Source organism: Rhodococcus sp. P1Y (genome assembly GCF_003641205.1).
In the GTDB taxonomy this organism is placed as follows: domain Bacteria; phylum Actinomycetota; class Actinomycetes; order Mycobacteriales; family Mycobacteriaceae; genus Rhodococcoides.
Map to the genome: position 1 here is coordinate 5647823 of NZ_CP032762.1, position 24399 is coordinate 5672221.

At 63.1% G+C, this 24399-nt stretch carries 22 protein-coding genes, 1 pseudogene and 2 riboswitches; of the genes and pseudogenes, 2 read left to right on the forward strand and 21 right to left on the reverse strand.

Features of this window, described 5'->3' with window-relative positions; genetic code table 11:
• Positions 1-7: 7 nt before the first annotated feature.
• From D8W71_RS26170 to D8W71_RS28115, 20 genes are all read right to left on the reverse strand, one after another.
• Positions 8-1135: an LLM class flavin-dependent oxidoreductase gene (locus D8W71_RS26170; protein ID WP_121117950.1), complete on the reverse strand. Its 1128-nt coding sequence runs from the start codon at positions 1133-1135 to the stop codon at positions 8-10.
• Positions 1132-1899: a DUF1684 domain-containing protein gene (locus D8W71_RS26175; protein ID WP_121117952.1), complete on the reverse strand. Its 768-nt coding sequence runs from the start codon at positions 1897-1899 to the stop codon at positions 1132-1134. Before D8W71_RS26175 ends, D8W71_RS26170 begins: the two co-directional genes overlap by 4 nt.
• Positions 1896-3275, reverse strand: a complete 1380-nt coding sequence (locus D8W71_RS26180) for an NtaA/DmoA family FMN-dependent monooxygenase (protein WP_121117954.1) — start codon at positions 3273-3275, stop codon at positions 1896-1898. The genes D8W71_RS26175 and D8W71_RS26180 overlap by 4 nt, the downstream gene beginning before the upstream one ends.
• On the reverse strand, positions 3272-4393 hold the full coding sequence (locus tag D8W71_RS26185) for an LLM class flavin-dependent oxidoreductase (RefSeq protein ID WP_121117956.1): 1122 nt from the start codon (positions 4391-4393) through the stop codon (positions 3272-3274). The genes D8W71_RS26180 and D8W71_RS26185 overlap by 4 nt, the downstream gene beginning before the upstream one ends.
• Positions 4386-5981, reverse strand: a complete 1596-nt coding sequence (locus D8W71_RS26190) for a dipeptide ABC transporter ATP-binding protein (RefSeq protein ID WP_121117958.1) — start codon at positions 5979-5981, stop codon at positions 4386-4388. The genes D8W71_RS26185 and D8W71_RS26190 overlap by 8 nt, the downstream gene beginning before the upstream one ends.
• Positions 5978-6868 carry an ABC transporter permease gene (locus D8W71_RS26195; RefSeq protein ID WP_121117960.1) on the reverse strand — a complete coding sequence of 297 codons (891 nt, stop codon included), beginning with the start codon at positions 6866-6868 and terminating at the stop codon, positions 5978-5980. The genes D8W71_RS26190 and D8W71_RS26195 overlap by 4 nt, the downstream gene beginning before the upstream one ends.
• Positions 6861-7835 carry an ABC transporter permease gene (locus D8W71_RS26200; protein ID WP_121117962.1) on the reverse strand — a complete coding sequence of 325 codons (975 nt, stop codon included), beginning with the start codon at positions 7833-7835 and terminating at the stop codon, positions 6861-6863. The genes D8W71_RS26195 and D8W71_RS26200 overlap by 8 nt, the downstream gene beginning before the upstream one ends.
• Before the next feature lie 2 nt (positions 7836-7837).
• Positions 7838-9454, reverse strand: a complete 1617-nt coding sequence (locus D8W71_RS26205) for an ABC transporter substrate-binding protein (RefSeq protein ID WP_121117964.1) — start codon at positions 9452-9454, stop codon at positions 7838-7840.
• Between the two features lie 104 nt (positions 9455-9558).
• Positions 9559-9678: a putative leader peptide gene (locus D8W71_RS28280; protein ID WP_328588808.1), complete on the reverse strand. Its 120-nt coding sequence runs from the start codon at positions 9676-9678 to the stop codon at positions 9559-9561.
• 4 nt (positions 9679-9682) lie between these two features.
• Positions 9683-9787: riboswitch (SAM riboswitch) on the reverse strand.
• Positions 9788-9841: 54 nt separating this feature from the next.
• Positions 9842-11005, reverse strand: a complete 1164-nt coding sequence (locus D8W71_RS26210; protein WP_442972000.1) for an LLM class flavin-dependent oxidoreductase — start codon at positions 11003-11005, stop codon at positions 9842-9844.
• Positions 11002-12426 (reverse strand): MFS transporter, encoded by a 1425-nt coding sequence (locus tag D8W71_RS26215; RefSeq protein WP_121117968.1) that lies wholly within the window; start codon positions 12424-12426, stop codon positions 11002-11004. The genes D8W71_RS26210 and D8W71_RS26215 overlap by 4 nt, the downstream gene beginning before the upstream one ends.
• Positions 12398-13789, reverse strand: a complete 1392-nt coding sequence (locus D8W71_RS26220; protein ID WP_121117970.1) for an NtaA/DmoA family FMN-dependent monooxygenase — start codon at positions 13787-13789, stop codon at positions 12398-12400. The genes D8W71_RS26215 and D8W71_RS26220 overlap by 29 nt, the downstream gene beginning before the upstream one ends.
• A gap of 1 nt (position 13790) precedes the next feature.
• Entirely contained in the window at positions 13791-14825 is a 1035-nt protein-coding gene (locus D8W71_RS26225) for an LLM class flavin-dependent oxidoreductase (protein ID WP_121117972.1), read from the reverse strand.
• The gene (locus D8W71_RS26230) at positions 14822-15895 is read right to left on the reverse strand and encodes an LLM class flavin-dependent oxidoreductase (RefSeq protein ID WP_121117974.1); all 1074 of its coding nucleotides are present in this window, start codon (positions 15893-15895) and stop codon (positions 14822-14824) included. The genes D8W71_RS26225 and D8W71_RS26230 overlap by 4 nt, the downstream gene beginning before the upstream one ends.
• Complete coding sequence (locus tag D8W71_RS26235) at positions 15892-16404, reverse strand: GNAT family N-acetyltransferase (RefSeq protein ID WP_121117976.1); 513 nt, start codon at positions 16402-16404, stop codon at positions 15892-15894. The genes D8W71_RS26230 and D8W71_RS26235 overlap by 4 nt, the downstream gene beginning before the upstream one ends.
• Positions 16405-16567: 163 nt before the next feature.
• Complete coding sequence (locus tag D8W71_RS26240; RefSeq protein ID WP_121117979.1) at positions 16568-17644, reverse strand: FAD-dependent oxidoreductase; 1077 nt, start codon at positions 17642-17644, stop codon at positions 16568-16570.
• Positions 17645-17681: 37 nt separating this feature from the next.
• Complete coding sequence (locus D8W71_RS26245) at positions 17682-18656, reverse strand: ABC transporter substrate-binding protein (protein WP_121117981.1); 975 nt, start codon at positions 18654-18656, stop codon at positions 17682-17684.
• Between the two features lie 35 nt (positions 18657-18691).
• The gene (locus tag D8W71_RS26250) at positions 18692-19489 is read right to left on the reverse strand and encodes an amino acid ABC transporter ATP-binding protein (RefSeq protein ID WP_121117983.1); all 798 of its coding nucleotides are present in this window, start codon (positions 19487-19489) and stop codon (positions 18692-18694) included.
• A complete protein-coding gene (locus D8W71_RS26255; protein WP_121117985.1) occupies positions 19486-20442 on the reverse strand; it encodes an amino acid ABC transporter permease in 957 nt (318 codons plus the stop codon). The genes D8W71_RS26250 and D8W71_RS26255 overlap by 4 nt, the downstream gene beginning before the upstream one ends.
• Before the next feature lie 233 nt (positions 20443-20675).
• Positions 20676-20773: riboswitch (SAM riboswitch) on the reverse strand.
• Positions 20774-20962: 189 nt separating this feature from the next.
• A complete protein-coding gene (locus D8W71_RS28115; RefSeq protein ID WP_236077619.1) occupies positions 20963-21142 on the reverse strand; it encodes a hypothetical protein in 180 nt (59 codons plus the stop codon).
• Between D8W71_RS28115 and D8W71_RS28120 the strand changes: the two are divergent.
• Positions 21089-21850: pseudogene (locus D8W71_RS28120) on the forward strand (DUF222 domain-containing protein); the annotation flags it as partial. The gene D8W71_RS28115 and the pseudogene D8W71_RS28120 overlap by 54 nt on opposite strands.
• A 391-nt stretch (positions 21851-22241) precedes the next feature.
• Positions 22242-23138: an HNH endonuclease signature motif containing protein gene (locus D8W71_RS28125; RefSeq protein ID WP_236077620.1), complete on the forward strand. Its 897-nt coding sequence runs from the start codon at positions 22242-22244 to the stop codon at positions 23136-23138.
• Positions 23139-23155: 17 nt separating this feature from the next.
• Here D8W71_RS28125 and D8W71_RS26265 read toward each other — a convergent pair whose 3' ends face one another.
• Positions 23156-24385 (reverse strand): hypothetical protein, encoded by a 1230-nt coding sequence (locus D8W71_RS26265; RefSeq protein WP_121117987.1) that lies wholly within the window; start codon positions 24383-24385, stop codon positions 23156-23158.
• Between the last annotated feature and the right edge of the window lie 14 nt (positions 24386-24399).

The window sequence follows — 24399 nt, forward strand, 5'->3', positions numbered from 1 at the left end:
ATCCCTCCTATACGCGCAGTCGGGGTAATCCCCATTCCTTTCCGAGGAGTTCGTACGACCGGAGCCTGTCTGCGTGATCGTGCGTCGTACTGGTCACGACGAGTTCCTCGGCGCCCGTGGCACGCTGCAAGCCGTCCAACTTCTCGGCGACCGTTGCGGCGGAGCCGACGAACCGCGTCGAAATGCGATCTTGAACGAGGACCGACTGCTCGTCGGTCAATGGGACCACCGTCTTGGGATCCGGGTACGGAATTGCGCCGTGCCCGCTGCGAATGCTGTAGACCCACTGTGCAAAGGACGATGCGAGATACGTTGCTTCCTCGTCGGATTCGGCCACCAACGCATCGGCGGACACCACGACGTACGGTTCTTTCAACACCTCGGACGGAACGAATGACGCCCGGTAGGCCTCGACGGCATCGAGCGTCGTACCGGGACTGACGTGATAGTTCGCGACGAACGGTAAACCGCGTGCGCCTGCTACTTGTGCACTCTGGCCGCCGCTGCTACCGAAAAGCCACAGCTCCACCTGGGCACCACTACCGGGGGTCGCAGTCAAAGCGACTCCCGACGGTGTGGTGAATTCACCCCGGAGAAACGCGACGATGTCGCCGAGCTGCTCGTCGAAGTCGGGCGCTTCGGCTTTCGGCTGGACAAGTACCTCGCCCGTCGCCAAAAGTCGTTCGGACAGGAGCAACTTGCCGGTCTCGAACGGCTTCGGGAACAAGATTCCCTCGATGATCTTGTCCTTCCGCTCGGGCTGCGGCCGATCCTTACCCGCGAGAGCTTCTGCGCGGCGCTGGCCCGATCGCCCGATGCCGAGGTCGATACGACCCGGATAGACGGCGTCGACGATGCCGAAGGACTCGACGACCGATGCCGCGGTGTGGTGACCGATCTGCACCGCGGCCGAACCGACACGAATCCTGTTGGTGGCAGCGGCGATCAATCCGACCAACACCGCGGGCGAGGAACTGGCGGCAGCGACAAAATGGTGTTCGGCGACCCAGTACCGCTCATACCCCCATTCCTCGGCTTGACGCGCGAGGTCGAGAGTGTTGCGCAGTGCCTGTGCGGCGGTCGACCCCTCGCTGATCGGCGAGAGATCGAGAACGGACAACGGCACTCTGCTCATGACGCCGACGCCGGACGGGGATCCTTCTCGCCGGCTTCTACAGCCACAGTCAGCTTGTTCTCCGCAGGTGCCACCGGGCACGTCGCGTAGTCGGTGAACGAGCACGGAAGATTCGACGCGCGGTTGAAGTCGAGGGACACCGAACCGTTCTCGTCCGGATCGGTGACGACGAGCGTACGCGCAGCCGGGTAGGTGGTCACCCCACTTGTCGCATCGGTGAACAAAACACGCAGTCCACCTTCTTTGCCGCCGAAAGCGACGAACTGCTGCTTCTCACCGCCGAGTTCGAAGTCGATGACACCGACCGCGGTGTGGTGATGCTCCAGGCCCTCGACGACGGCACCCGTCGTGACGATCTTGGCCTCCGGGTACGGCGCGAAGGTGCCTGTCACGCTCCACTTCTCGTCCGGTGTGTAGGCGGGAATGCCCGTGAAGGACTCGAGGTGGGGCGACTTCGGATCGTGGACACGCAATGCCACCGAGCCGGTACGACGGATGACCTCGATACGCCGGTCGCCGTCCTCGACGAGGATTCCAGGCGCGCCCTCGATCGGTTCGATCTTGTCTACCGCGAGACCGTCGATGTACACGAAGTCCTCGTCGGCGCGCCAACGGCCGGGAAGGTCACCGATGTTCTCGAACTCTTCGGTCAACCAATACAGCCCCGTCAGCGACACCCAGCCGAGCGGATCGCTGTAGTAGCTCTCACGCTCGGCGTGCCACTCGTTCCAGGAAGCCTCGAAAGTGTTCAGGGTCGTGGTCATGATGCTCGTACTCCTTCTCGCTCGACGTCGTACGCCTGACTCTCATGGGGGTGGCTCAGGCCCAGATGATCGCGCAGTGTGGTTCCGGTGTACTCCGTGCGGAAGCTGCCACGATCCTGCAGTTCGGGAATCACCTTGTCCACGAACTCGTCCAAGCCTGCAGGGGTGATGTGCGGGACGAGAATGAACCCGTCGCTCGCGTCGTTCTGTACGTAGCTGTCGATTTCGTCGGCAACCTGAGCCGGCGTGCCGACGAACTGCTGCCGCGTCGTCACCTCGATGATCAGCTCCCGAATACTCAGGTTGCCGGCCTCCGCACGTTCGCGCCACTCCCGCGCCACGGCAGCAGGATCTCCGTGCCGGACCCGCCCTCGTGTGATGTTCACATCGTCGGTCGGGTCTTCCTTCGGAAGCGGCCCGTCCGGATCGTATTCGGAAAGATCACGCCCCCAGACCTGTTCGAGGAACGAAATCGCTGTCTGCGGACCGACTTGCTGAAGTCGAATGTGGTGGGCGCGTTCTTCGGCGTCCTCAGGTGTATCACCGAGGACGAAGGTCGCGGCGGGCAGCACCTTCAGATCGCTGCGCTCGCGCCCGTACTTCGCCAATCTTCCTTTCACGTCGGCGTAGAACGCCTGACCGGCCTCCAGCGTCCCGTGGATCGTGAAGATGGCGTCTGCTTTCGCCGCCCCGAACTCTCGGCCCTCGTCCGAGTCACCTGCCTGAAGCAGCACCGGGTGTCCCTGTGGGCTGCGCGGAACGGTGAACGCCGCATCGATGTCGAACTGCGGTCCGGTGTGTCGAACCTGCGCAATGGATTCCGCGCGTGCAAACACCCCGTTCTCACGATCGACGACGAGTGCGTCCGGCGCCCAGCTGTCCCACAGTTCTCGTGCGACATCGACGATTTCGCGAGCACGCACGTACCGATCGGCTCGGTCCAGATATCCGCCACGACGGAAGTTCTCACCGGTGAACGCATCCGAGGAGGTAACCATGTTCCAGGCCGCGCGCCCGGCGGACAGATGGTCGAGCGACGCGAACTGCCTGGCGAGCTCGAACGGCTCGTTGAACGTGGTGTTGATCGTGCCCGCCAGGCCGAGGTGCGTGGTCACCGCCGCAAGCGCGTTCAGAACCGTGAGAGTGTCCGGTCGACCGACGACGTCGAGATCGTGAATACGACCCCGGTGCTCCCGGAGCCTGAGACCTTCGGCGAGAAAGAAGAAGTCGAACAGTCCACGTTCCGCGGTCTCCGCGAGGTGAACGAACGAATCGAAGTCGATCTGGCTCTTCGATTCCGGATCGGCCCACACCGTGGTGTTGTTGACGCCGGGAAAATGCGCGCCGAGGTGAATCTGCTTCTTGCGAGAAGTCACTGCGATACTCCCTCTACTGCATAACGATTGACCGGACGAGCGAGGCCGAGACGAGTCCTCAACAGGCCTTCCCGTTCAGCTGGCTTCCACGGCAGATGCGGAAGGACGTACTGCGCGATGTTCTGCAGAGACTGCGACAACGCCAACGGTCGCAGCGTCACCCCGTCGACGACGCCGGACTCACGCAGTTCGGTCAGCAGCGACACCAGTTCGGCACCGTCGCCTCGGAAGGTCACCGATTCGGGGACGTAGGGCGACCACGAGTTCAGCTGGTCCACATCCGCTGCTGCGGTATCGGACACCTGGACTTCGAGATCCAGAAGGACGTGAACGCTCGCCGGGTCCCGCCCTACGGCAACGACAGCGCGACGGACACGAGCCGCGAGAACTGCCGCGTCCTCGACGGTTGACGCGGCGATCCGGACGACGTCTGCGCGATGTACAGCCACGCCCGTCGAGTGTGCATCGTCGGCACGCACCACCACGACCGGCTGTCCCTGCGGCGAACGCGGTGTGATCGAAGGGCCCTTGACCGAGAAGAACTCGCCTTCGAAGTCGATGTAGTGCAGCTTGTCTCGATCGATGAACCTACCGGTGGACGTGTCACGGATCTCCGCGTCATCCTCCCAGCTGTCCCACAGTCCGGTGACCACCTCGACGGCGTCGTCTGCTTCACGCCACAGCGAGTCATCGGTCTGTGCTGCTTTGCGGCCGAACAGATCTGCCTGGGTCGTGCCTCTGGACACCGCGACCTCCCATCCGGCCCGCCCCTTGGACGCGAAGTCGATGCTCGCAATCTGCTTGGACACGTGGAACGGTTCGGTGTGGGTGACCGTCACGGTAGGGACGAGACCGATGGACCGGGTCACCGCAGCGACCCGCGCAGCGACCGATGCGGCGTCGAGCCTGCCGCGTTCGGAACCGTCGCCGCTCTGCAGTGCGAAGGAATCGGGAACGAACGCGATGTCGATCCCGGCTCGGTCTGCCAGCTCGATGTGATCGGTCCAGTACTGCGCGGTGAACAGTTCTTCCGCGCGGGAGTCTGCGCGACGCCACGCCTGCGGGTGAATACCCGCACCCTGGAAGTCGACGGCAATCAAGAACTTCTCCTCAGGCACGAACTGCCTCCTTGTCGACCGAGCCACCGGGAATCGCGACAAGCAATTCTCGTGTGTACTCGCGCTGTGGTGAATCGAATATCTGTGCAGTCGGCCCGTATTCGACGATCGAACCGGCCTGCATGACGGCAACGGTGTCGCTGATCTGGCGCACGACGGCAAGATCATGAGAGATGAACAGGTAGCTGAGATCGAGTCCGGTCTGCAGTTCGTCGAGAAGATCGAGGATCTGAGCCTGGACCGACACGTCGAGCGCGGACACCGGTTCGTCGAGAACCACCAATTCCGGTCGCAGCGCCAGCGCGCGAGCGATCGCCACCCGCTGACGTTGTCCGCCGGACAGTTCCGACGGCCGGCGGCGAAGGTAGTCGGCGGGGAGAGCAACCTGGTCGAGCAGTTCGGTGACACGCTTGCCGCGTTCCGCCGAAGAACCGACCTTGAACGCGTCGAGGGGCTCTCGAATGATCTGCTCGACAGGTAGTTTCGGGTTGAGCGACGCGTACGGGTTCTGGTAAACGATCTGCACTCGGCGCCGAAGTGCCCGTAACTCCGAGCCCTTCAGGGACGCAACGGAAGTTCCGTCGAAGTCGACGGAACCGGAGGTCGGCGTCTCCAGTCCGATGGTGATGCGAGCGAGCGTCGACTTTCCCGAACCCGATTCGCCGACGAGCGAGACCGTCCGGCCGCGGTGGACCGTGAACGACGCCGATGTCACCGCGTCCAAGTTCACCCCACGCCCGATACGGAACGTCTTCGATACGTCGGTCACAGTCAGGATCGAGCGCGTGTCGGTTCGCGCGGGCCGCAGGGTCGTTCCCAAGCTCGGGGCCGCAGCCAGCAGCGACTTGGTGTACTCGTGCTTCGGGTTGGCCAGAATCTCTGCCGTCGGACCAGTTTCGACGATCCGGCCCTTGCTCATCACGACCAGTCGGTCAGCGCGATCGGCGGCGACACCCAGATCGTGCGTGATGAGCAACACCGCAGCACCAGTTTTCGCGATGCGTTCGTCGAGGTGGTCGAGAATACGGCGCTGGACGGTCACGTCGAGCGCACTCGTCGGCTCGTCGGCGATGACGAGCTCCGGCCTGCAGGCGAGTGCGATGCCGATGAGTACGCGCTGACGCTGTCCACCGGACAGGTCCTGCGGGTACTGACGCGCACGTACTTCCGGATTGTCGATGCCGGCTTCGGTGAGGATGCGGATGGCCTCGACCTTGGCGGACCGCTTGGTGGCGAGCCCGTGTACGCGGAGCACCTCGGCGACCTGCTCACCGATCCTGACGACGGGGTTCAGCGACGTCGTCGGATCCTGAGGCACGAGGCCGATGTGCGCTCCGCGCAGGCGATCGAGGGTCTTTTCGGACGCGTCGTCGATGCGGTCTCCATCGAATCGAACCGTTCCGCCGGTGACGTGACCGGTGCCGGCGAGCAGCCCGATGATCGCGTGCGCAGTCGTCGACTTGCCCGAACCGGACTCGCCGACCACGGCGACGACCTCGCCCTTGGCGACCGTCAACGACACGCCGGACACAGCGTTCGTGTCACCGTACGAGACCTGGAGATTCTCGACTTCGAGGACCGGACTCATGATTTTCCACCTTCGAGTGCATGTCCGACGCGGTGCGCGGACAGGACGACGGCGACGATGACCAGGCCGGGCAGAGTCGTCATCCACCACGCCGTTGCGAGGAAGTTCCTTCCCTCCGAGATCAACGAGCCCCACTCGGGGGTCGGTGGAACCGCTCCGAATCCGAGGAAGCTCAGCGCGGAGACAGCGAGCACGGCCATACCGAATTCGACTGCGGCGAGAGCGATGACGGGACCGTACGAGTTGCGCAGGATATGGCGACGGAACACGTTGTACCACCGAACACCCGACGCGTATGCGGCCTCGACGTAGAGCGAGCGCCTCACGCGCAGAACTTCGGACCGCATCACGCGTGCGAAGTTGGCGATGAGCGAGACACCGACGGCGATGGCGACATTGCGCGTTCCGAAGCCGAGTGCGGTGACCAAAGCTAGCGAAAGCAGAAGCGCCGGGATCGACAGCAGCACATCGACGATGCGCATCAGGACGGCATCCACGATGCCGCCCACTGCGCCGGCGAGCAGCCCGATCAGTGACCCGACGATCAACGCGATGGCAACGGCGGCCAACGTTGCCGTCAGTGACAACCCGGCACCGTGCACGACGCGTGTGTACAGGTCGCGGCCGATGTTGTCGGTACCGAACCAGTGTGCAGCGCTCGGGCCCTGAAGTTTGTCCGCCGGGACTCCTTTGAGGGGGTCGCCGCTCGCGAACACCCCGGGGAACAGCGCTAAGCCCACCGCGAGACCGAGGACGACGATCGAGATGGCCAACCACAAGTTTTTCACGAGTGATCGCGCACGAGGCTTCCGGCGGCTCGGACCTGGCTTCGCCTCGACAGGTTCGGTCGCGTCGAACGTTTCCGCGCGAGTCAGGATGTCAGACATGGGCTTTCTCCTTCACCGGTGCGCTCGACGCGTACTCGGAGACGATGCGCGGATCGATCAGCGGATAGAACAGATCGACCGCGAGATTGACCACGACGAACACCAACGACGTCAGGACCACGATGCCCTGGACCACCGGGATGTCCTGAGCGAGCACCGACGTCTGGGTGAGCCTTCCGACACCTGCTCGAGAGAACACCGTCTCGACGACGACCGAGCCCGCCAGCAAGTTGCCGACGAGTACGCCCGCGATGGTGAATGCCGGGATCGACGACAACCGCGCGACGTGCTTGGTCTGCACGCGAAGGCGTGAGACACCCTTCGCACGAGCCGATTCGACGAACGGTTGCTTCCACGTGGTGGTCATCGAGGTGGCGAGAACCTGCGCGATGACCGCGCCGGTCGGCAGCGCCAACGTGATGGCCGGCAGGACCAGCGAGGACACGCCCTGGTCACCGAATGCAGGGAAGATCCGCAGCTGGAACGAGAACACCTGCAGTAGAAGCAGTCCGACCCAGAAGGTCGGCACCGCCACACCCAGCGGTGGAATCGAGAACAGGACTGTACGAAGCCAGTTGATCTTCGTGTAGGTCGCGAAGAACGCGACGGTAGTGCCGAAGAGCAGGGCCAGCACGAGAGCCGTCGTCGCCAACGCCAGTGTGCTCGGCAGGGCGTCGAAGATTGCCGTCGTGACCTTCTGACCAGTGGCGATGGAGAAACCGAAGTCACCGCGCACTGCGCCGCTGAGAGAGTTCCAGTACTGGACCCAGACGGGCTGATCGAGTCCGTAACGTGCCTGCAGTTCCGCGATGGCGGCGGCGTCCACCGGCGTTCCCGAACCCGCCGCGTCGGCAGCGATGCTGACCGGGTCGGACGGAAGAAGGAACAGCACTATGAACGAGATGGTGAACGCCGCCCACAAGACCGCTACGGCCTGCAGTACGCGCAGTGCGAGATAACGAATCATGATTACTGTCCGCTCAGCCAGGTGTCGAAGAACTGCAGTCGCGCCGAGGCCTCGAACTTCAGATCCTGGACATTCGCGCCTGCTCCGATTGCTTGGGAGAGCTCGATCGTCGGGATCCAGAGGCCGTTGTCGAGGACCTGCTGCTGCGCGGCGGCGATGATCGCATTGCGTTCGGCAGTGTCCGTCGTCGCGAGTTCGTTCGTGAGCGATGCGTCGAGATCAGGAATCGGTCCGCGCGCGTTCAGGTTTCGACCGTCGATCGCGAAGCTGGTCCGCAGTATGTCGCCGTCGGCCCGTGTGCTGTTGTAATAGTTCGCGTCGTAATCCTTGGTGTTCTGACGCGCCGTCGATTCCGGCACCGAGACCAGCTCGAGCTGAAGGTCGACGCCGACGTCGCGCAATTGCTGCTGCGTCAGTTCGAGAATCGCCTGGTTGCCAGCGAAAACAGCGGCGAACATGACCTTGAACGAGAGCTTCTGACCGTCCTTCTCACGGATGCCGTCCGGGCCGGGAACCCAACCCGCTGCGTCCAGAATCGACTTGGCCTTCTCCGGGTCGTACGTGACGTCGGACAGTTCCGTGTAGCCCGGCGTCTTGCTTGCAAGAGTGCTGGTCGCCGTCCTGAAATCGGGACCGAGGACGGTGTCGACGAGTTCTTGGCGATTGATCGCAGGGACCAGGGCCTTACGCACCTCGGGGTCCTGGAGTACGCCGCGCGTGACATTCGGCTGAATCCCGAACGGAACACCTGGGTTCGAGGTGGTGAGGATCTGTCCGCCGGTCGCCTCGATCTGTGGAGCATCCTGGGGAAGTGCATCCGAAATGGCGTCGAGCTGGCCCGAGGACAGGCTTCCTGTCCTGACCCCTGATTCGGGCACGACGGTGAATTCGATGGTGTCCAGGTATGCCTCACCATCGTGGGCGAACACATCGGATCCCCAGTCGTATCCGGCCCGCTTGGCGAGGGTGACCGAGCGGTCCTGCTGGTAGTCCGCATATGTGAACGGACCGCTGCCGATGTTGTTTCCGCTGCAGCGGTCTTCGGCCGGCTTGGCGACCGTCTCAGGCGACTGGATGCCGAGCTGCGTCGTCGAACTTGCCTGCAGGAACTGTGCGTTCGGGCCGGTGAAGTCGATGCGGGCCGTCAGTGGATCGACGACGGTCGTGCCCTCGTACCCGAAGAGGTAGCTGCCCCCGAGTGGTGCTTTCGCGGTGGTCAGCACATTCACGATCGAGTCGAAGTTCGCCTTGACCGCTTCCGCGTCGACCGGCGTCCCGTCGCTGAACGTCACGCCATCCTTGAGCTTGAACGTGAAGGACGATGCGTCCGGAGCGACCTCCCAGCTGTCGGCGAGCCACGGGGTGATTTCGCCTGTGTCCGGATCTTGGTCGGTGAGCGAATCCACCACCTGGCGAGCTACGTAGATGGTCTGATTGGTGGCCGATTGTGCAGGATCCGAGCAGGACGGGGCACCGGACAGCCCGTATCGCAGGGTGCCGCCCGCAGTCGGCTCCCCCGCATCTGCACTGCTCGACGTGGAACCACCGCCGCACGCGGTGAGAACGACGCTCAGGGCAGCGAGTGTGCTGACGCCTGCGAAAACGGAACGAGAGGACACCGAGGCACTCCGGATCTGTGAAGGACGCCGAATAGGGCACACCGTTACGGCACACCTGATTCGAGCGGTACGGGAAGAAAGAAAGAAATCTGGCTGTAGAAGCGTCAGCCGCGACAGATCGAGCCGGTCAATCGGCACAGATCGAGATGAATGCGGCCCCAGGCCGTCACGAAACCTTCACCCACGGCGTGCACAGACGCTGGGCGGCGAGGGGTGGTGCTCATCGTTCCTCCATCGGTCCCGGCGGTAGCACCCTCACCCGCGTTTCACTAGCCCCGCGGGGGGTTGCTGCGACGTCGTAGAGCCAGGTCTCTCGGTCGCTCTGGATGGTGTTGCGTGGTCGAGTGTACGAGCACGAGGGCCCGCGGCGCCAATTGGGGTTGTTTCCTACGTAGTAACAGGGGAATGACCGGTGCGTACGAGCGGCAACACGCCACGGCCGAAGTGTTCGGCCTCTTCCCGGTGGGGGTAGCCGGAGAAAATGAACTCGTCGATGCCGGCAGCCACGTATTCGCGGATGCGGTCGGCGACCTCGTCGTGACTTCCGACGAGGGCGGTTCCTGCACCCCCGCGTACGAGCCCGAATCCGGCCCACAAATTCGGCGAGACAACGAGCTTGTCCCGGTCTCCCCCGTGCAGATCCAGCATGCGGCGCTGCCCTTCGGAACCGATGCTGCGCAACGCCTTCTGCCTGCGAGCGATGAGGTCGTCGTCGAGATCGGAGATGAGATCGTCTGCCACTGCCCAGGCCTCGTCGGACGTGTCCCGTGTGATGACGTGCAACCGAATTCCGCCCCTGATCGTTCGGCCTTTCCTTGCTGCGGCCTTCTCGACCACCGAAATCTTCTCGGCCACTTGTGCGGGCGGCTCGCCCCAGGTCAGGAACACGTCGGCTTCAGCTGCAGCGACCTCGATCGCGGCAGGCGAGGATCCGCCGAGGTAGACGTCGGGCAATGGAACCGGTGGGTGGCCACCGAAGCCGCCGCCGTTCGGGCGGTCGACCGTGTAGAAGTCGCTGTCGACCGCAACCGGCTTGCCGTCACCGACAGCCCGTGCGATCTCCAGAAACTCCTGTGCCCGACGGTAACGCGCGTCCTTACCGAGGGTGTCGCCGTAGGCGCGCTGTTCGATGTCGTCGCCCCCGACGACAACATTGAGTAGCGCACGCCCACCGGACAACCGCTGGAACGTGCTGACCATCTGCGCCGACAGCACGGGCGCGACGGCGCCAGGCCGGAACGCGACGAGGAACTTCAGGTTCTTCGTCGCTGCAATCAGCGCCGAGGTGACGAGCCATGCGTCCTCACAGTGCCCGCCGGTCGGCGTCAGAGCAGCGTGGAATCCGAGCCGGTCGACGGTCTGGGCAATCTGCGTCAAGTACTCGAGCGACGCCTCGCGGTGGCCTGTGTCCGCCACGGCTTCGTCGGTAGCGCCGATCCCGACGCCGTGTGAGGCCCCGCCGAGGCGTTCGTCGTCACCTCCGGTGGGAAGGAACCACGAGAATTTCGGTCCAGTCATGGCAGGAGCGGAGCCTGGGGAGTGAGAAGTCATTTCCGTCTCCTTCTACCGTCGATGACGGCGCATGTGAGTGAACCGAGCAGCATCAGCGCACATACGCCGAGACCGAGTGCGACTGCACGGCCGTAGTTGTTCTCGTTCGCAGCAAGGACGCCGAGGTAGATTCCCGACACTGCAGCGAGAGAGATCGTCGCGGACAATCGCTGGGACAGTTGCAGAAAACCGGCTGCTACGCCATTGGCCCCTGCTGGGGCGTATTCGAGGGTCATGCCACGGTTGGGTGCGTCGACGAATCCGCTTGCAAGGCCGGACAGTACGGCAAGTACGACGAACGCGGGCACGGTGAGTTCGCGCGGGAGGAAGTTGATGGTCGATACGTATCCCGCCACGACGAACAATTCGAGCACGACAGCTCCGATCACCGCGGTGCGGCCCAACCTCACGACGACGCGCCAGCCGAAGGCCGACGTGACGGCCATCAGAATCGAGCTGCCGACCATGATCAGAGCAGCCTGCAGTGCGGGATACCCCAGACCTTCGATCAGGTACAGACTGAGCACTGCTTGCAGCGCCAGAATCGCGCCGAACCAGAACATCGCCACCATCGTCCCGAGCGTGTAGCCGCGCGACTGAACGAGGCCGGGAAGCAGAACTGGAGTTCCGCCTCCTGCGGCGAACTGCTTCTCCCAGAACCAGAATCCGACGAGAACGCCTGCACTGCCGATCACCGAAATCGCGGACAACGTGGCACCGAGCGAGGACACCATCGGGAACAGGAGGAGCAGTGTTGCCACGCCGAGCGCAATGAGCCCGACCACGTCGATGCTCGCTCCCGATCGTCTGGACGAGTCCTTGCGAAGCCACGCAGCCGCAGCCGCGAGCGTGACGAGGGCGAACGGCACGTTGAGCAGCAACAGCAGACGCCACCCTACGTCCAGGTCCGCGACTCCGAGGACCACACCGCCCAGGATCGGACCGCACAGCCCTGCGAGACCGCCAGCAGTACTGTACGCACCCAGTGCTTTTGCGCGTTCCCGACCGCTGTAACGATCGGTGATGATGCCGAGCACCTGCGAGCTGACGGTTCCTGCCCCGATACCCTGGCCGAGCCTCGCGGCGACGATCATCCAGGGCTCCGCCGCGAACGCACCGATGAGGCCCATCACCGAGAACAGACTCAACCCGATCAAGAAGAGTCGGCGACGCCCGATCACGTCCCCCAACCTGCCTGCCGGGACGAGCGCGAGACCGAACGTCAGCGAATAGCTCGCCAGGATCCACTGGACCTCCGACGTGCCTGCATCGAGCGAGGACCTGATGGCAGGCACGCCGATGCTGAGCACGGCAGAGTCCAGTAGCGTCGTGAATCCAGCTGCTGCGCAGACGAAGACGTCTTTGCGAGAGACCGCGCGAGTCTCCTCCAGCTCAGCCTGCAGCGCTGCTATCGGTCTCACCGGTCTTTCTCCGCGTCAACGGTTCGCGCAGTCCGAGGTGTCCTCGCAGGGTCGTCTCGGTGTACTCGGTTCGGTACGCGCCACGCTCCTGCAGCTCCGGTACCAACCAATCGACGATCTCGTCGAGCCCGCCGGGAACGATGTACGGCGAGATGTTGAAGCCGTCCGTCGCGCCCTCACGGACCCACTTGGTGAGCTCATCGGCGACCTGCCCTGGCGTACCGGCGAACCCGGAACGCACTGTCGTCTCGATCGCGACCTCGCGTAGCGACAGGTTCTTGGCCTCGGCAAGCGCGCGCCATTCCTTGGCGATCTCTACGGGATCCTTGCCGTCGCGGAATGCACCGCGAGTCGACGAGATCGGGGCAACCACTGGGTCTTCCGACGGCAATGGACCATCGGGGTCGCGGTCCGACAGATCCTTGCCCCACACAAGTCCGACGAGAGAGAGCGCAGTGGGGCCGGTGAACTGGCCATCGCGGACCCACCGCTCCTTCTCCTCCACCTCGGCGGCGTTCTCCGCCAACACGATCTGCGTACCCGGAAGAATCTTGATGTCGTCCTCGGGACGACCCGCGGCACGCAGACGGGCCCGGATGTCGTTGGCGAACGTCAGCGCTTCGTCGAAATCGGTTCCGTGACGTGAGAAGATGACGTCGGCGTTGGCCGCGGCGAAATCCCGACCCGTCGGCGAATCCCCCGCTTGGAAGATCACCGGGTGGCCCTGACGGCTCCGAGGCAGCGTGGAGTCGAGGTCGACGTCGAATTGGGAAGTCGAAAGCGACACTCTTTGCACTGCATCCTTCTCTGCCCAGAATTCACTGTCGCGGGAGGTCGCGATGGCGTCGTCCGCCCACGCGTCCCAGATCGCACGAGCGGTACGGATGAACTGATCTGCCCGTTCGTAGCGCAGTTCGTGATCGAGGAAGCCGCCACGCCGGAAGTTCTCGCCCGTCCACGCATTGTCGGTGGTGACGGCATTCCAACCAGCTCTGCCGTCGGAGAGGATGTCAAGGCCCGCGAGGCGCCTGGCAAGGTCGCCCGGCTCGTTGTAGGTGGTGTTCTGGGTGGCGACAAGGCCTATGTTCGAGGTGATTCCGGCGAGCGCCGACAGCTGAGCGATGGCGTCGGGGCGTCCCGCGATGTCGAGGTCGAGGATCTTGCCTTCCTGCTCACGCAGGCGCAGCCCCTCGCCGAGGAAGAAGGCGTCGAACAGGCCTCGTTCTGCGGTTCCGATGATGCGTCGGAAGGTCTCGAAATCTATCTGCGAACCGCTCGCCGGGTCCGACCAGATCGTCGTGTGATTGACGCCCTGGAAGAACACACCGAAGTGAACCTGAGCGTCTGGACGGTGCAAAGTCATATCAGACCCTCTCGTAGCGATTTGCTGGGCGGGTGAGACCCAGGTTGCTTCGGAACGTCGAACCCGGGACCGGCCGGTGTGCGACGCCCGACTTCAGCAGCGGCGGAAGTACGTAGCGCGCAAGTTCGCGGATATCGGCGTCGATCACCGTCGGGAACAGGCGTACACCGTCGAACGTCTCGGCTGTCTCGGCGAGAAGGTCGACCAAACCGGCTGCGCTACCGGTATATTCGCGCCGGGAGCTGCTCGGTGCTCGAGTGTACGAATTCAACGACTCCAGCCGTTCCGACGCCGAAGCGCTCGGCGTATCCAGTGTGACGTCCAGTTCGAGGAACGTCAGTCCTTGGCGTGTGGTGTCGGCATTCTGTGCGAGCACGACATCCACCTGATCGCGATCGGCCTCCGTCCCGAACACGACGAGCTGACCCTGCGGCGGTCTAGGCACGATCGCCGGACCCTTGACCGAGAAGCTTTCTCCCTGGAAGTCGACGTAGTGCAGCTTGTCCCGATCGAGGAACCGCCCGGACGCGTAGTCGCGGACCACGGCGTCGTCTTCCCACGAGTCCCACAGATCCCGTGCGACGGTAATCGAATCACGCTGCTCGCGATCGAGATCGGCGGGCTCGCTGATCAACGGGCGTCCCCACGCACGTGCGACAGCGGGGTCGTGCACGCGCGTCGGAATCCAACCACCTCGTCCGCGCGAACTGTAGTCGAGCGTGGCAATCTGGGACGAGATGTGGAACGGCTCGGCGTACGTCGTTCCGACGACCGGGACCAGCCCGATGGTCGAGGTGGTCGCGGCGACGAACGATGCTCGGTTGATTGCGTCGACACGAGCGGTGATGTCGCTGGTGGCGGGGACGATCGAGTCGTCGAAGGTCGCGAACGTGAAACCCGCATTCTCGGCTGCAGCGACTTTGTGCTGCAGGACCCTTCCAGTCAACGATTCGCTCGGCGCGTGGTGCGCATGACGCCACGCGGCCGGATGCCCTCCCTCCCCGTCCAACTCGATACCCAGGGCGAAAATGCTCATACCAGAACCTCTTTCGGCGAATACTTGTTGGCACTGAGCGGTCTACTGCGAATCCGCTCGCGCAGAACGGGTGCGACGTCGGACTGAAAGAGTTCCAAGCTGCGTCGCTGCTGGCACGGAGTCACGCCGTCGGCGTCGGCGCTGAGGTGTATGACTTCGTGGCCGAACTGCTCGTGGTAACGACCAACCTTGTCGATCACTTGCTCTGGACTGCCGATGAGGGCCGAGCTGCGTTCGACGAGGTCTTCGAGGGAATCGAACACCACGGGAAGGCCCGCCTGACGCTGGGCAGCGAGCCTGGATTCGAAGGTGAATCTGTATGCGGCAACAGCTTCCTGCGAAGTCGGAGCCACGTGGAATCCTGCTGTGCCGGCTCCGACGAGCGCATCCTCGGGACGACGGCCGTAGTGCGCCCACCGCTCGCGATAATGGCGGATCAGCTCGGCGTACGGCTGAATCGGATTGGTGACGTTCGCGGAGAAAATCGGGTCCCCGTAGTACGCCGCAAGATCGACGGACTCCTGACTGGTCGCGCTGCCGTGCCAGATCCTGATGCGATCCTGCAGCGGCCTCGGGAGGGCTTTCGCATTGGTCAACGACGGGCGAAATTGCCCGTTCCACGTAACGTTCTCGCTGGCCCACAGCGTCCGAAAGAGCTCGTACGCTTCGCGATTGCGATCCCATTGATCTTCGGCCGTCACATGGAACAACTCGGCCTGCGCAGTACCGTTACCTTTGCCGATAATCAGTTCGAGCCTTCCGCCGGACAGGTTGTCCAGGGTCGAATAATCCTCGAACGCACGGACCGGGTCCAGCAGACTCAATGTCGTCACTGCCGTGAAGAGGCCGATGGTGCTGGTGCGAGCTGCGATGTTGCTCAGCACTACCGGCGGTGACGACGAGATGAACGGATCCTCGTGACGCTCACCCACTGCGAAACCGTCGAAACCCAGTTCTTCGGCGAGCACCGCCGTGTCGACGACGTCACGCAGTCGCTCGGCTGGACTCTTCTTCTCCTGGGAGATCGGGTCGGGGCGATGCGAGATGAGGCTCATCAGCAAGAACTTCATGCAGCGCCCTCACAGACGAGGGACTTTTCGAACGGGTGGACGCCGATCTCCTCGGAGGGGAGGCTCGGATCGAACAGCGCCGTGTAACCGGCTGCGAGATAGAGCGCGACCGCCTCGGGCTGCCGCCATCCCGTGGTCAAGTAAATCCGCAGGTAGCCGCGCTCGGCTGCGATTCGCTCGAGTTCAGCAACAACGAGCGTGCCGAAGCCGCGTTTGCGGTGCGTCGCTGCAGTCCAGATGCGCTTGAGTTCGGCAGTGGTGTTGTCGTATTGACGAAACGCGCCGCCTGCGACGGGAACGCCATCGGCCATCGCGACTATCAGCGCGCCGCCCGGTGGTTCGAATTCGGCGGCCGGGTAGGTGGTCAAGTCACGATATTGCTCCTCGAGTGCTCTGCCGTATCTACTCGCATACTCCCGTGCCAAGTCCTCCATCAGAGGGGCGGCCAGCGGGTCGTTTTGGTGCACAGCAACGAAATGCAGGGTTTGACTGTCGAACGACGTGCTCATACGTTCTTTACCTCCATCGGTCCTGGCGGGAGCACCCGCACGCGTGCAGCTTTGATGCCCGCGTGATGGTTGCTGCGACGTCGTCGAGCCAAGGTCTCTCAGTCGCTCTGGATGGTGTTTTCAGTTGTAGGAACCGAGCACGATCCCATTCCATTCCCGATCGCTAGGAAATAGTTCGGGACCCCAGCCGAAACAGCGCGGTTTCGGGAATTCTGCCGTCTACGAGGTCGGCGACGAGCTCGCCCACGGCTGGGGCAAACTTGAACCCGTGCCCGGAAAATCCGCCGGCAATCGTCAGGTTGTCCCGACGGTCGATGATGAAATTCGAGTCCGGCGTCGTGGTGTACAGGCAGGTCAACGGGTTGGCTGAGTCGGCATCGACGCCGGGGAGCCAGGCACGTGCGTAAGTCTTCAGCCGCTCGATGCCGTCGGACTCGGGAGTGAAGTTGCGGGTGTCGGGGTCGACGACGGGTCCGGTTCCATGCTCACCGATCTTGACGCCTTCCTCACCCGCAAGGCCGTAGATGCCTTCGCCCCGGAGCTCGGCGCCCGGGTGATGAATGAAGCTCGGCCAGTCGGCGTCGACCGTCGGAAGGAAGTGCGCGGGCTGTTCCTGCGTCGTGACGAGGACCGGCAGATCGACGTGCGCGGACACGACCTTGTGCGTCCACGCCCCCGCTGCAACGACGATGTGGTCGGCGGAATACGTGCGTGCGTCCGTCGAGACCTCGGTTGCCGAGATGCTGCGTACCGGACTGCCGTATTCGACCCGCGCTCCGAGCGCCTGCGCAGCCTCGATGAACGCCGCGACGCTCCTGTCGGCATGGAGGCGGCCGGCGTCGGGGTGATAGAGGACTGTTGTGTCGAATGCCAGACCGGCCCAACGCTTCTGTGCGTCGAGTGGTTCGAGTACTTCGCTGGCTAGACCTGCCCTCGTGAGTGCCTTCACCCGGGGCTTCACGATGTCGGGTGAACCATGGTCGACGGCACCCGTCAGTGTCAGAAGCTCTGACTGCGTGTCGTTTTCCAGCTCCCGCCACAACGTGTAGGCCCGGGCAGCAAGGCTGACGTAGTAGTCGTCGGCGTAAGCGTGCCGGAAGATACGAGATGTTCCGTGCGAGGCGCCGTTCTTGTGTCCGGGCGCGAACTGCTCGATCAACGTCACATCGTGGCCGCGCTTGGTGAGACTCCACGCCGATGCGGCTCCGATGACGCCGCCGCCGACGACTACTACGTTCATGTCAGTTGTTCTACCTGTTCAGCTGTGTTGCGAGAAATTACGGTGCCTTGCGTGGCAGGCCGGGAGGATTGATGACCGACTCCGAGACAGCCTCGGACTGCAAGCCCCACTTCTCGAGGACCTTCGCGTAGCTGCCGTCTTCGATGACGTGGTTGATGGCTTCCTGGATCGGCTCGATCAACCCGTTGTCTTTCTTGGTCAGCACGGCGATCTCGCCTTGGAGTGCGTCGCCTGCGCCGGAGAAGGTGCCGATGACTTCGCTCTCACCTGTGCTAGAGGAGTGGTAGACGGCCGACGGGTTCGGCCCGAAGTAGGCGTCGATACGTCCCGAGCCGAGGGCGAGGTAGTAGTCCGAGGTGTTCTGGTAGTAGGCGATCTCGGCCGGAGCGAGGCCTTCGGCTGCGTTCTCCTCGTTCCAGTCGACGAGGAGCTGCTCCTGGTTGGTACCCGAGCCGACACCGATCTTCTTGCCGACGATGTCCTTGCGTCCTTCGATCGTCCAGCCGCTGTCCTTTTTTGCCTCGAATGCGAGGTTGTCGAGGCGATAGGTCGCGAAGTCGTACTTGTCCTTACGCTCCTCCGTCACAGTGACATTGGAAATGAACACGTCGTTCTCGCCGGAATCGATCTTGACGAAGTTCTGCGCCCAGTCGGCAGTCTGACGCTCGTACTGCAGGCCGAGGGTGTCCGCGATCAACCAGGCGATGTCGATCTCCGAACCAACTGGAGTCTTGTCGTCGGTGGCGTAGAAACCGAGCGGCGGAGTCGAACCAGTCGAACCGGTACCGATCAACGTTCCGCGATCACGAATTGCTTGCGGAACCTTCGCGGCGATCTCGTCGACCTTGTCGACGTGGATGCGGCCGGACTGCTCGGGCGAGAGATCGTAGGTGATTCCGTCGGAAGCGGTGACGGTGTTCTCGGCCTCTGGCTCACTGCAGGCGCCCACCGTGAGGGCAACTGCTGCAAGAGCCGAAACTAGCACCGCGACGCGGCGGTTGGATCTGGGCATGACTGTTCCTTGATGTGTGTGTAAGTGAAGTAGATCTAGAGGACGTGTGCGAGGAACGACTTGGTGCGTTCCTCTTGTGGATTGTCGAGAAGTTCTGCGGGCGAACCCTGTTCAACCACCTGACCCGCGTCCATGAAGACGATGGTGTCGGCGATCTCGCGAGCGAATCCGACCTCGTGGGTGACGATCACCAAGGTTGCGCCCTCACGGGCTAGTCCTCTGATCACTTCGAGGACCTCGCCGACCAATTCGGGGTCAAGGGCCGACGTCGGTTCGTCGAAGAGAATAACTTTGGGTCGCAATGCAAGTGCGCGAGCGATGGCGACCCGCTGCTGCTGACCACCGGACAGGCGTCGGGGATAGTCATGCGCTTTGTCCTTCAACCCGACCCGCTCGAGAAGCGCGAGCGCCTCGGGCTCGACGTCGGACTTCCTGCGCTTCTGGGCCGAGATCGGCGCTTCGATCACGTTCTCCAGCACCGTCAGATGTGGGAAGAGATTGAAGTTCTGGAAGACGAAACCGATCTGCGAGCGTTGACGAAGGATGTCCTTGTTGCCCAGCTCGTGCAGCTTGTTTCCCTTGCGCCGATATCCGACGAGATCATTGTCGACGCGGACTGTCCCCTGGTCCACCTTCTCGAGGTGATTGAGGCTACGGAGCAGAGTGGACTTCCCCGATCCGGACGGTCCGATGACGACGGTGACTTCACCCGGCCGAACCACGAGGTCGACGCCTTTGAGCACTTCGAGCGTGCCGTAGGACTTGTGAACCCCGCGAACCTCGACCGCATACTTGGTCTTCGACGGTGACGTCGATGCATCGAGCGTCGTCATCGTGTTCCTCCTCCGCGCGGCGGGGCGGTGATTTCCGATAGTTTCTTGCGGACCTTCTGAACCGGCGTGAGCGGGATGTTGCGGACTGCGCCCTTGGCGTAGTGACGTTCGACGTAGAACTGCACGACCGACAGGATCGATGTGAGCACGATGTACCAGACGGTTGCGACCATGAGCAGCGGTACCACGCGACCGTTGCGTCCATACACGACCTGGACCTGGTAGAACAGCTCGGCGATAGCCATGACCGACACGATCGACGTGCCCTTGAACAGGCTGATCACTTCGTTCGCCGCGTTGGGCAGGATGCCGCGCATCGCCTGGGGCAGGATGATCTTGAAGAACTCGCGATGCTTCGGTATGCCAAGCGCTGCAGCAGCTTCCAACTGACCCTGGTCGACGGAAATGATGCCGGCACGGACGATCTCCGCCGAGTAGGCCGCTTGATGCAGCGCCAACCCGATGATCGCGGCTGTGGAACCACTGATCACGCTGTTGACGTCGAACTCGAAGAAGGCCGGTCCGAACGGAATTCCCAGGGTCAGAGTCTGATACAGGTAGGCAATGTTGAACCAGAACAGTAGCTGCACGATAAGCGGTATCGACCGGAACGCCCAGATGTAGAACCACGAAATCGTCTGCAACACCGGATTGTTCGATAGTCTGGCGATTGCCAGCGCTATGCCGATGACGAATCCGATCAGAGTGCCCCAGAACGTGAGCTGAATGGTCAGCCAGAGAGCAGCGAGGATCGACGGCGCAGCGAAGTATTCTGCGAAGGTCCCCCAGTCCCAACCTGGGTTCGTGGCAAGACCGTGCACGAACTGTGCGACGAGTGTCAGCACCACGATGCTGGTCACCCAGCGCCACGGGTGCCACTTTCTGGCAACGACGAGCTGTTCGTCATCGACGTGTTCGTCTACGGCCGTGGGCCGAGAATCTAGCTGAGTCACCGGGACCGCCGGCTGTGTGTGTGCATGACGAGATCGAGCCTTCTTCCGAGGGAAATGCGTGATGAGAAACAGGTCCTCCGACCGGCCGACGCTTCGGCCGTCGAGAGCCCCGTTCAGCAGGAATCGATGCGCGGGTACCGACTCTTCAGAGCAGGAAGTGCCCTGTACAAGTGCGGGTGCCGACCCGAGACAGGTCGACGTACAGACCTCGCCACGTGCGACAGTTCATGTGTCCTCCATCGGTCCTGGCGGTAGCACCCACACCTGCCGTGAGGCAGGGGGTTGCTGCGACGTCGTAGAGCCAAGGTCTCTCGGTCGCTCTGGATGGTGAGGGAAATGTAAGCGGCCGATAGTGGATCCGTCAAGTCGCCGCAACTGGTTTACTCAGTGCCGCTTGGCAATCGGTTTGAGATCAGGGTGATTTCAAACCTTGCAATCTGCGAACCCTTCAGAGCAGCGCCCTGCATACCGCTGGATTTCAGAAGAGTTGCGTCCGAACACCTGTTCGACTAATGTTCTTTCAATGGGGATGCCGGGGGGCTTCGAGGATCAGATCCGACGCGATAACGACGCGGTCGCTGCGGAACTTCTCGCTGGGCTCACCGATGATCGCCGGACCGAAAACAAAGCTGCCGCCGCATTGGTTATGCACCTGTTCGAACTCGGCGAATTCCGGTTTGCTGCGGAAGCAGGTATTCACGATCGCGGAGGTGAAGCGGATGTCACTCGTGCCGATCGTGCCGTCGAGACGGAAGCTGCTGTTGCGCTCTCACTTTCGCGAACAGTAGTCCGCGACATGATCACCGTTGGCAAGCAGTTGCACTGGAGAATGCCCGGGATTTGCACAGCCTTCTCTGGCGGCGACCTCGACTATCCGCGCGTTCGGACTATCGCGCTTGTGCTGTCGAAAGTCAGCGACGACACCGTGCGCGCCATCGAAGCGGACATACTTGCCAGCGCTCTCCGCTACAGCACGAAGGTATTGCGAGACAAAATCTGGGCCCACTGGTTCGATCATGACAAAGACGAGGCCACCGCAGCCAGAATCGCCGCCGAGTCAGAGGAGCGTTGCGCCGAGCTCAAAGCGAGCAACGATGGAATGGCCTCATTGTTCGCAAAAATGACGGCTCTCGAAGGTGCCGAGTGCGATTCGGTGTTGGAGGAGATCGCCGGAACCGTGTGCTCACGGGACCCTCGTACCAAGAGGCAGTTGCGTGGACATGCCTTGGTCGCGCTGATCCATCGAGAGGACGCCGTCGCGTGTCTGTGCGGCAAGGAGGACTGCCCGGTGCGTGGCGCAGTAGACCTCACTCCGAAGCGCCGGCCCCACCTCTTGCAAATACTGATCAGTGCCGAATCGTTGCTCGGGTTGACCAGTGAGCCTGCAACTCTCGGAGATGGAACCGTCCTGGATCCGGAGACCGCCCGATTGATCGCAGGCGACGCTCGGTGGCAGATCCTGCTTACCGAATTCCTTGACGCCGCGAAAGCGCAGGTCGGCGGGCAGGACGCGAGTCGCCAGCCAGAACCTTCGGCTGAAACAGCTGCTAGCTGCGATCGCAGCGGTAACGACGAAACCGGTGGCGGTTGCGGTGGTGATTCGGGAACCCCAGGCAACACCGGACCCGAGCCGGGGCCTTTTGGAGACGACGGGCCACAGCCTCGGCCTCCCGGGGATACGGGTCCGAACTCGGGATCCCCCGGCGGGCCGCGGGCATTCCGGATCATCGCGCGCGGTCGAACCCGTGCTGCCGCACCGCTTCCTACCCCGGGCGGGCGCCAGAGCACGGATCCGAACGGTGTCTCCCCCTCCGCCGGCGCCACCCCTTCGGCCGGCGCCTCCCCTCCGCCTCGTCACTGCGAGGTCAGGCCGTGGCGGCAGCATCGCAGGCCGAGAGGTTCAGCTGTCGGCGGCAATTGCGGCTTTCCTGGCCGCAGCGGCCGAAGATCCGTCGTTGACTCAGGGCATCTACCCCGACGGCCACGGCGGATTCGCCGAACCACCGGCGGGAGCGTTGACGTACAGACCCTCGGCCGAACTGGTTGCGCTCACCCGTGCGACGCACTGCACCTGCACTTTTCCCAATTGCAGTGTGCCCGCAACGCGGTGCGAGATCGACCACATCGTCCCGTTCGACCACGACGATCCTTTGGCCGGCGGATGGACGATCGCGTCGAACTTGCAACCTTTGTGCAATTTTCACCATCAGTCGAAAACCATGAAGCTGTGGGCGGCTGCGAAATTGGGCGGAGACGGCGTCTTCTGGACGTCGTGTGCCGGCTTGCGCCGAGTCACCCCATCGACCTACGGCACCGTGATGATTGCAGACAGTTTCGTACACAGCGGAAAGCCCCGACCCAACCCTGGTTCACCCGTGGACCCGGGCTGTGCGTACACCTTCACGGACATGGACGTTGCGACCGACGACTCACCAACCGAAGCCGCAGAACCCATCGCCAATGGACCGTCCGACGAACTGTACGAACCAACGTGGTGGGAGACCAACATTGGCGAGCACAGCGAGTGGTACGACCTGATCAACACCGACCGAGCAGCTTTCGTACCGTCACTCGGCGACATCGCCCGACTGAAGGATCCGCAGGAACGAGAAGATGCAATCTTTCTCCGGGAGCGGTTTCTCGAGCACCGAGCAGTCGTAACCGCGAGAGAACGCTATCGCCCGCCGCCGTTCTGACTTACGGTCCCGCTGTTTCACCGTCCGTTGGTTTCACCGTCCGTTGGTGTCACCGTGCGCCGGCGTACCTGAACCCAGGCCACCACCGCGCACAGCGCGATTGTCGCAATGCCCGCCACATCGGCGATGACCAGCTCTTCGTGCGACGGTCCGATCGCGGTCCAGCCGTCGAGATTCCCGTTCGCCGTCCAGCCGACATCGGCTGTGAAGGGCAAGACGAGAAGGAGAGGGGCTAGAAGCGCAGGCGCAGCAACTGCACCGGTGGTCGGCACGCTGGAGGCGAGCGCGAACGCCGCGACGGCAGGAAACATCAAGGCGGCCAGCGATCCGTCGACAGTTCCCACTGCAGCCACGCCGGCGAGAAGGCCGATACCGACCACCGGTGCCGGCCACCTCCGACCGACCACTGCGCCGATGACTGCCGTGACCACACCGACAAAGGTCCACCGTCCGTCGGTGACGAATGTGGGTTGTGCGTCGACGGCAGCCACCGCAAGGGCGGTTACGGCGATCAGGCCTGCAGTCCGAGATCCCCGCGACAACCACAGGGAGCCCAGGAGAACGGCCACCGTCACGACCGCCCAAGCGACGGAGGCCGGCCACACTGATCCCGGATCGGACTCGCCGGAGGCTGCACGTATGTACAGCCAGTAGACCGCCAGAGCTCCAACGGGCAGACCGAGCCCGAACGTGAGGTCTCTGCGATCGAGGACGTCCGCTCGTATGTCCGAGAAGAACAGGAAGAGCGTCAGGCATCCCGTACCGGCCAGCAACAGCCAACCGGTCGTAGATCCGAGATCGTCGCCTACTGCCGAGTAATCGGCGTACCGCCGAGGAATCGTGCTGACCATGTCGATCGACCCGAGCAGGACACCGACTGCGAGCGCACTCTGCAACCACGCGAGTGGCCCTGTGCGGCACAGAACAAGGAGCCCGCCGAGAACCAGCCCGGCTCCCAGTCCGTTGAAGTACAGACCGAGGATCGCGGGGGCGAGCATCGGAATCGAGATCAGTAGAACCCCGATTACCACCAAGCCGACAGCAAGTCCTGCGCGAGCAACGAAACAGGCCGTAAGAACGGCAACGACCCCTGCCAAAGCAACGGCAGTGACGTCGCTGAACAGCAGTGAGTCGAGACGATCGCCGCCCGCGACGTAAGCGAAGTTTCCGGATCTCGGTTCGAACAGAGTCAGCCCAACAAGAACGCCACCGATGGGCACAGCCAAGTGACCGAACCTGAAATTCATCTCATCATTAGACG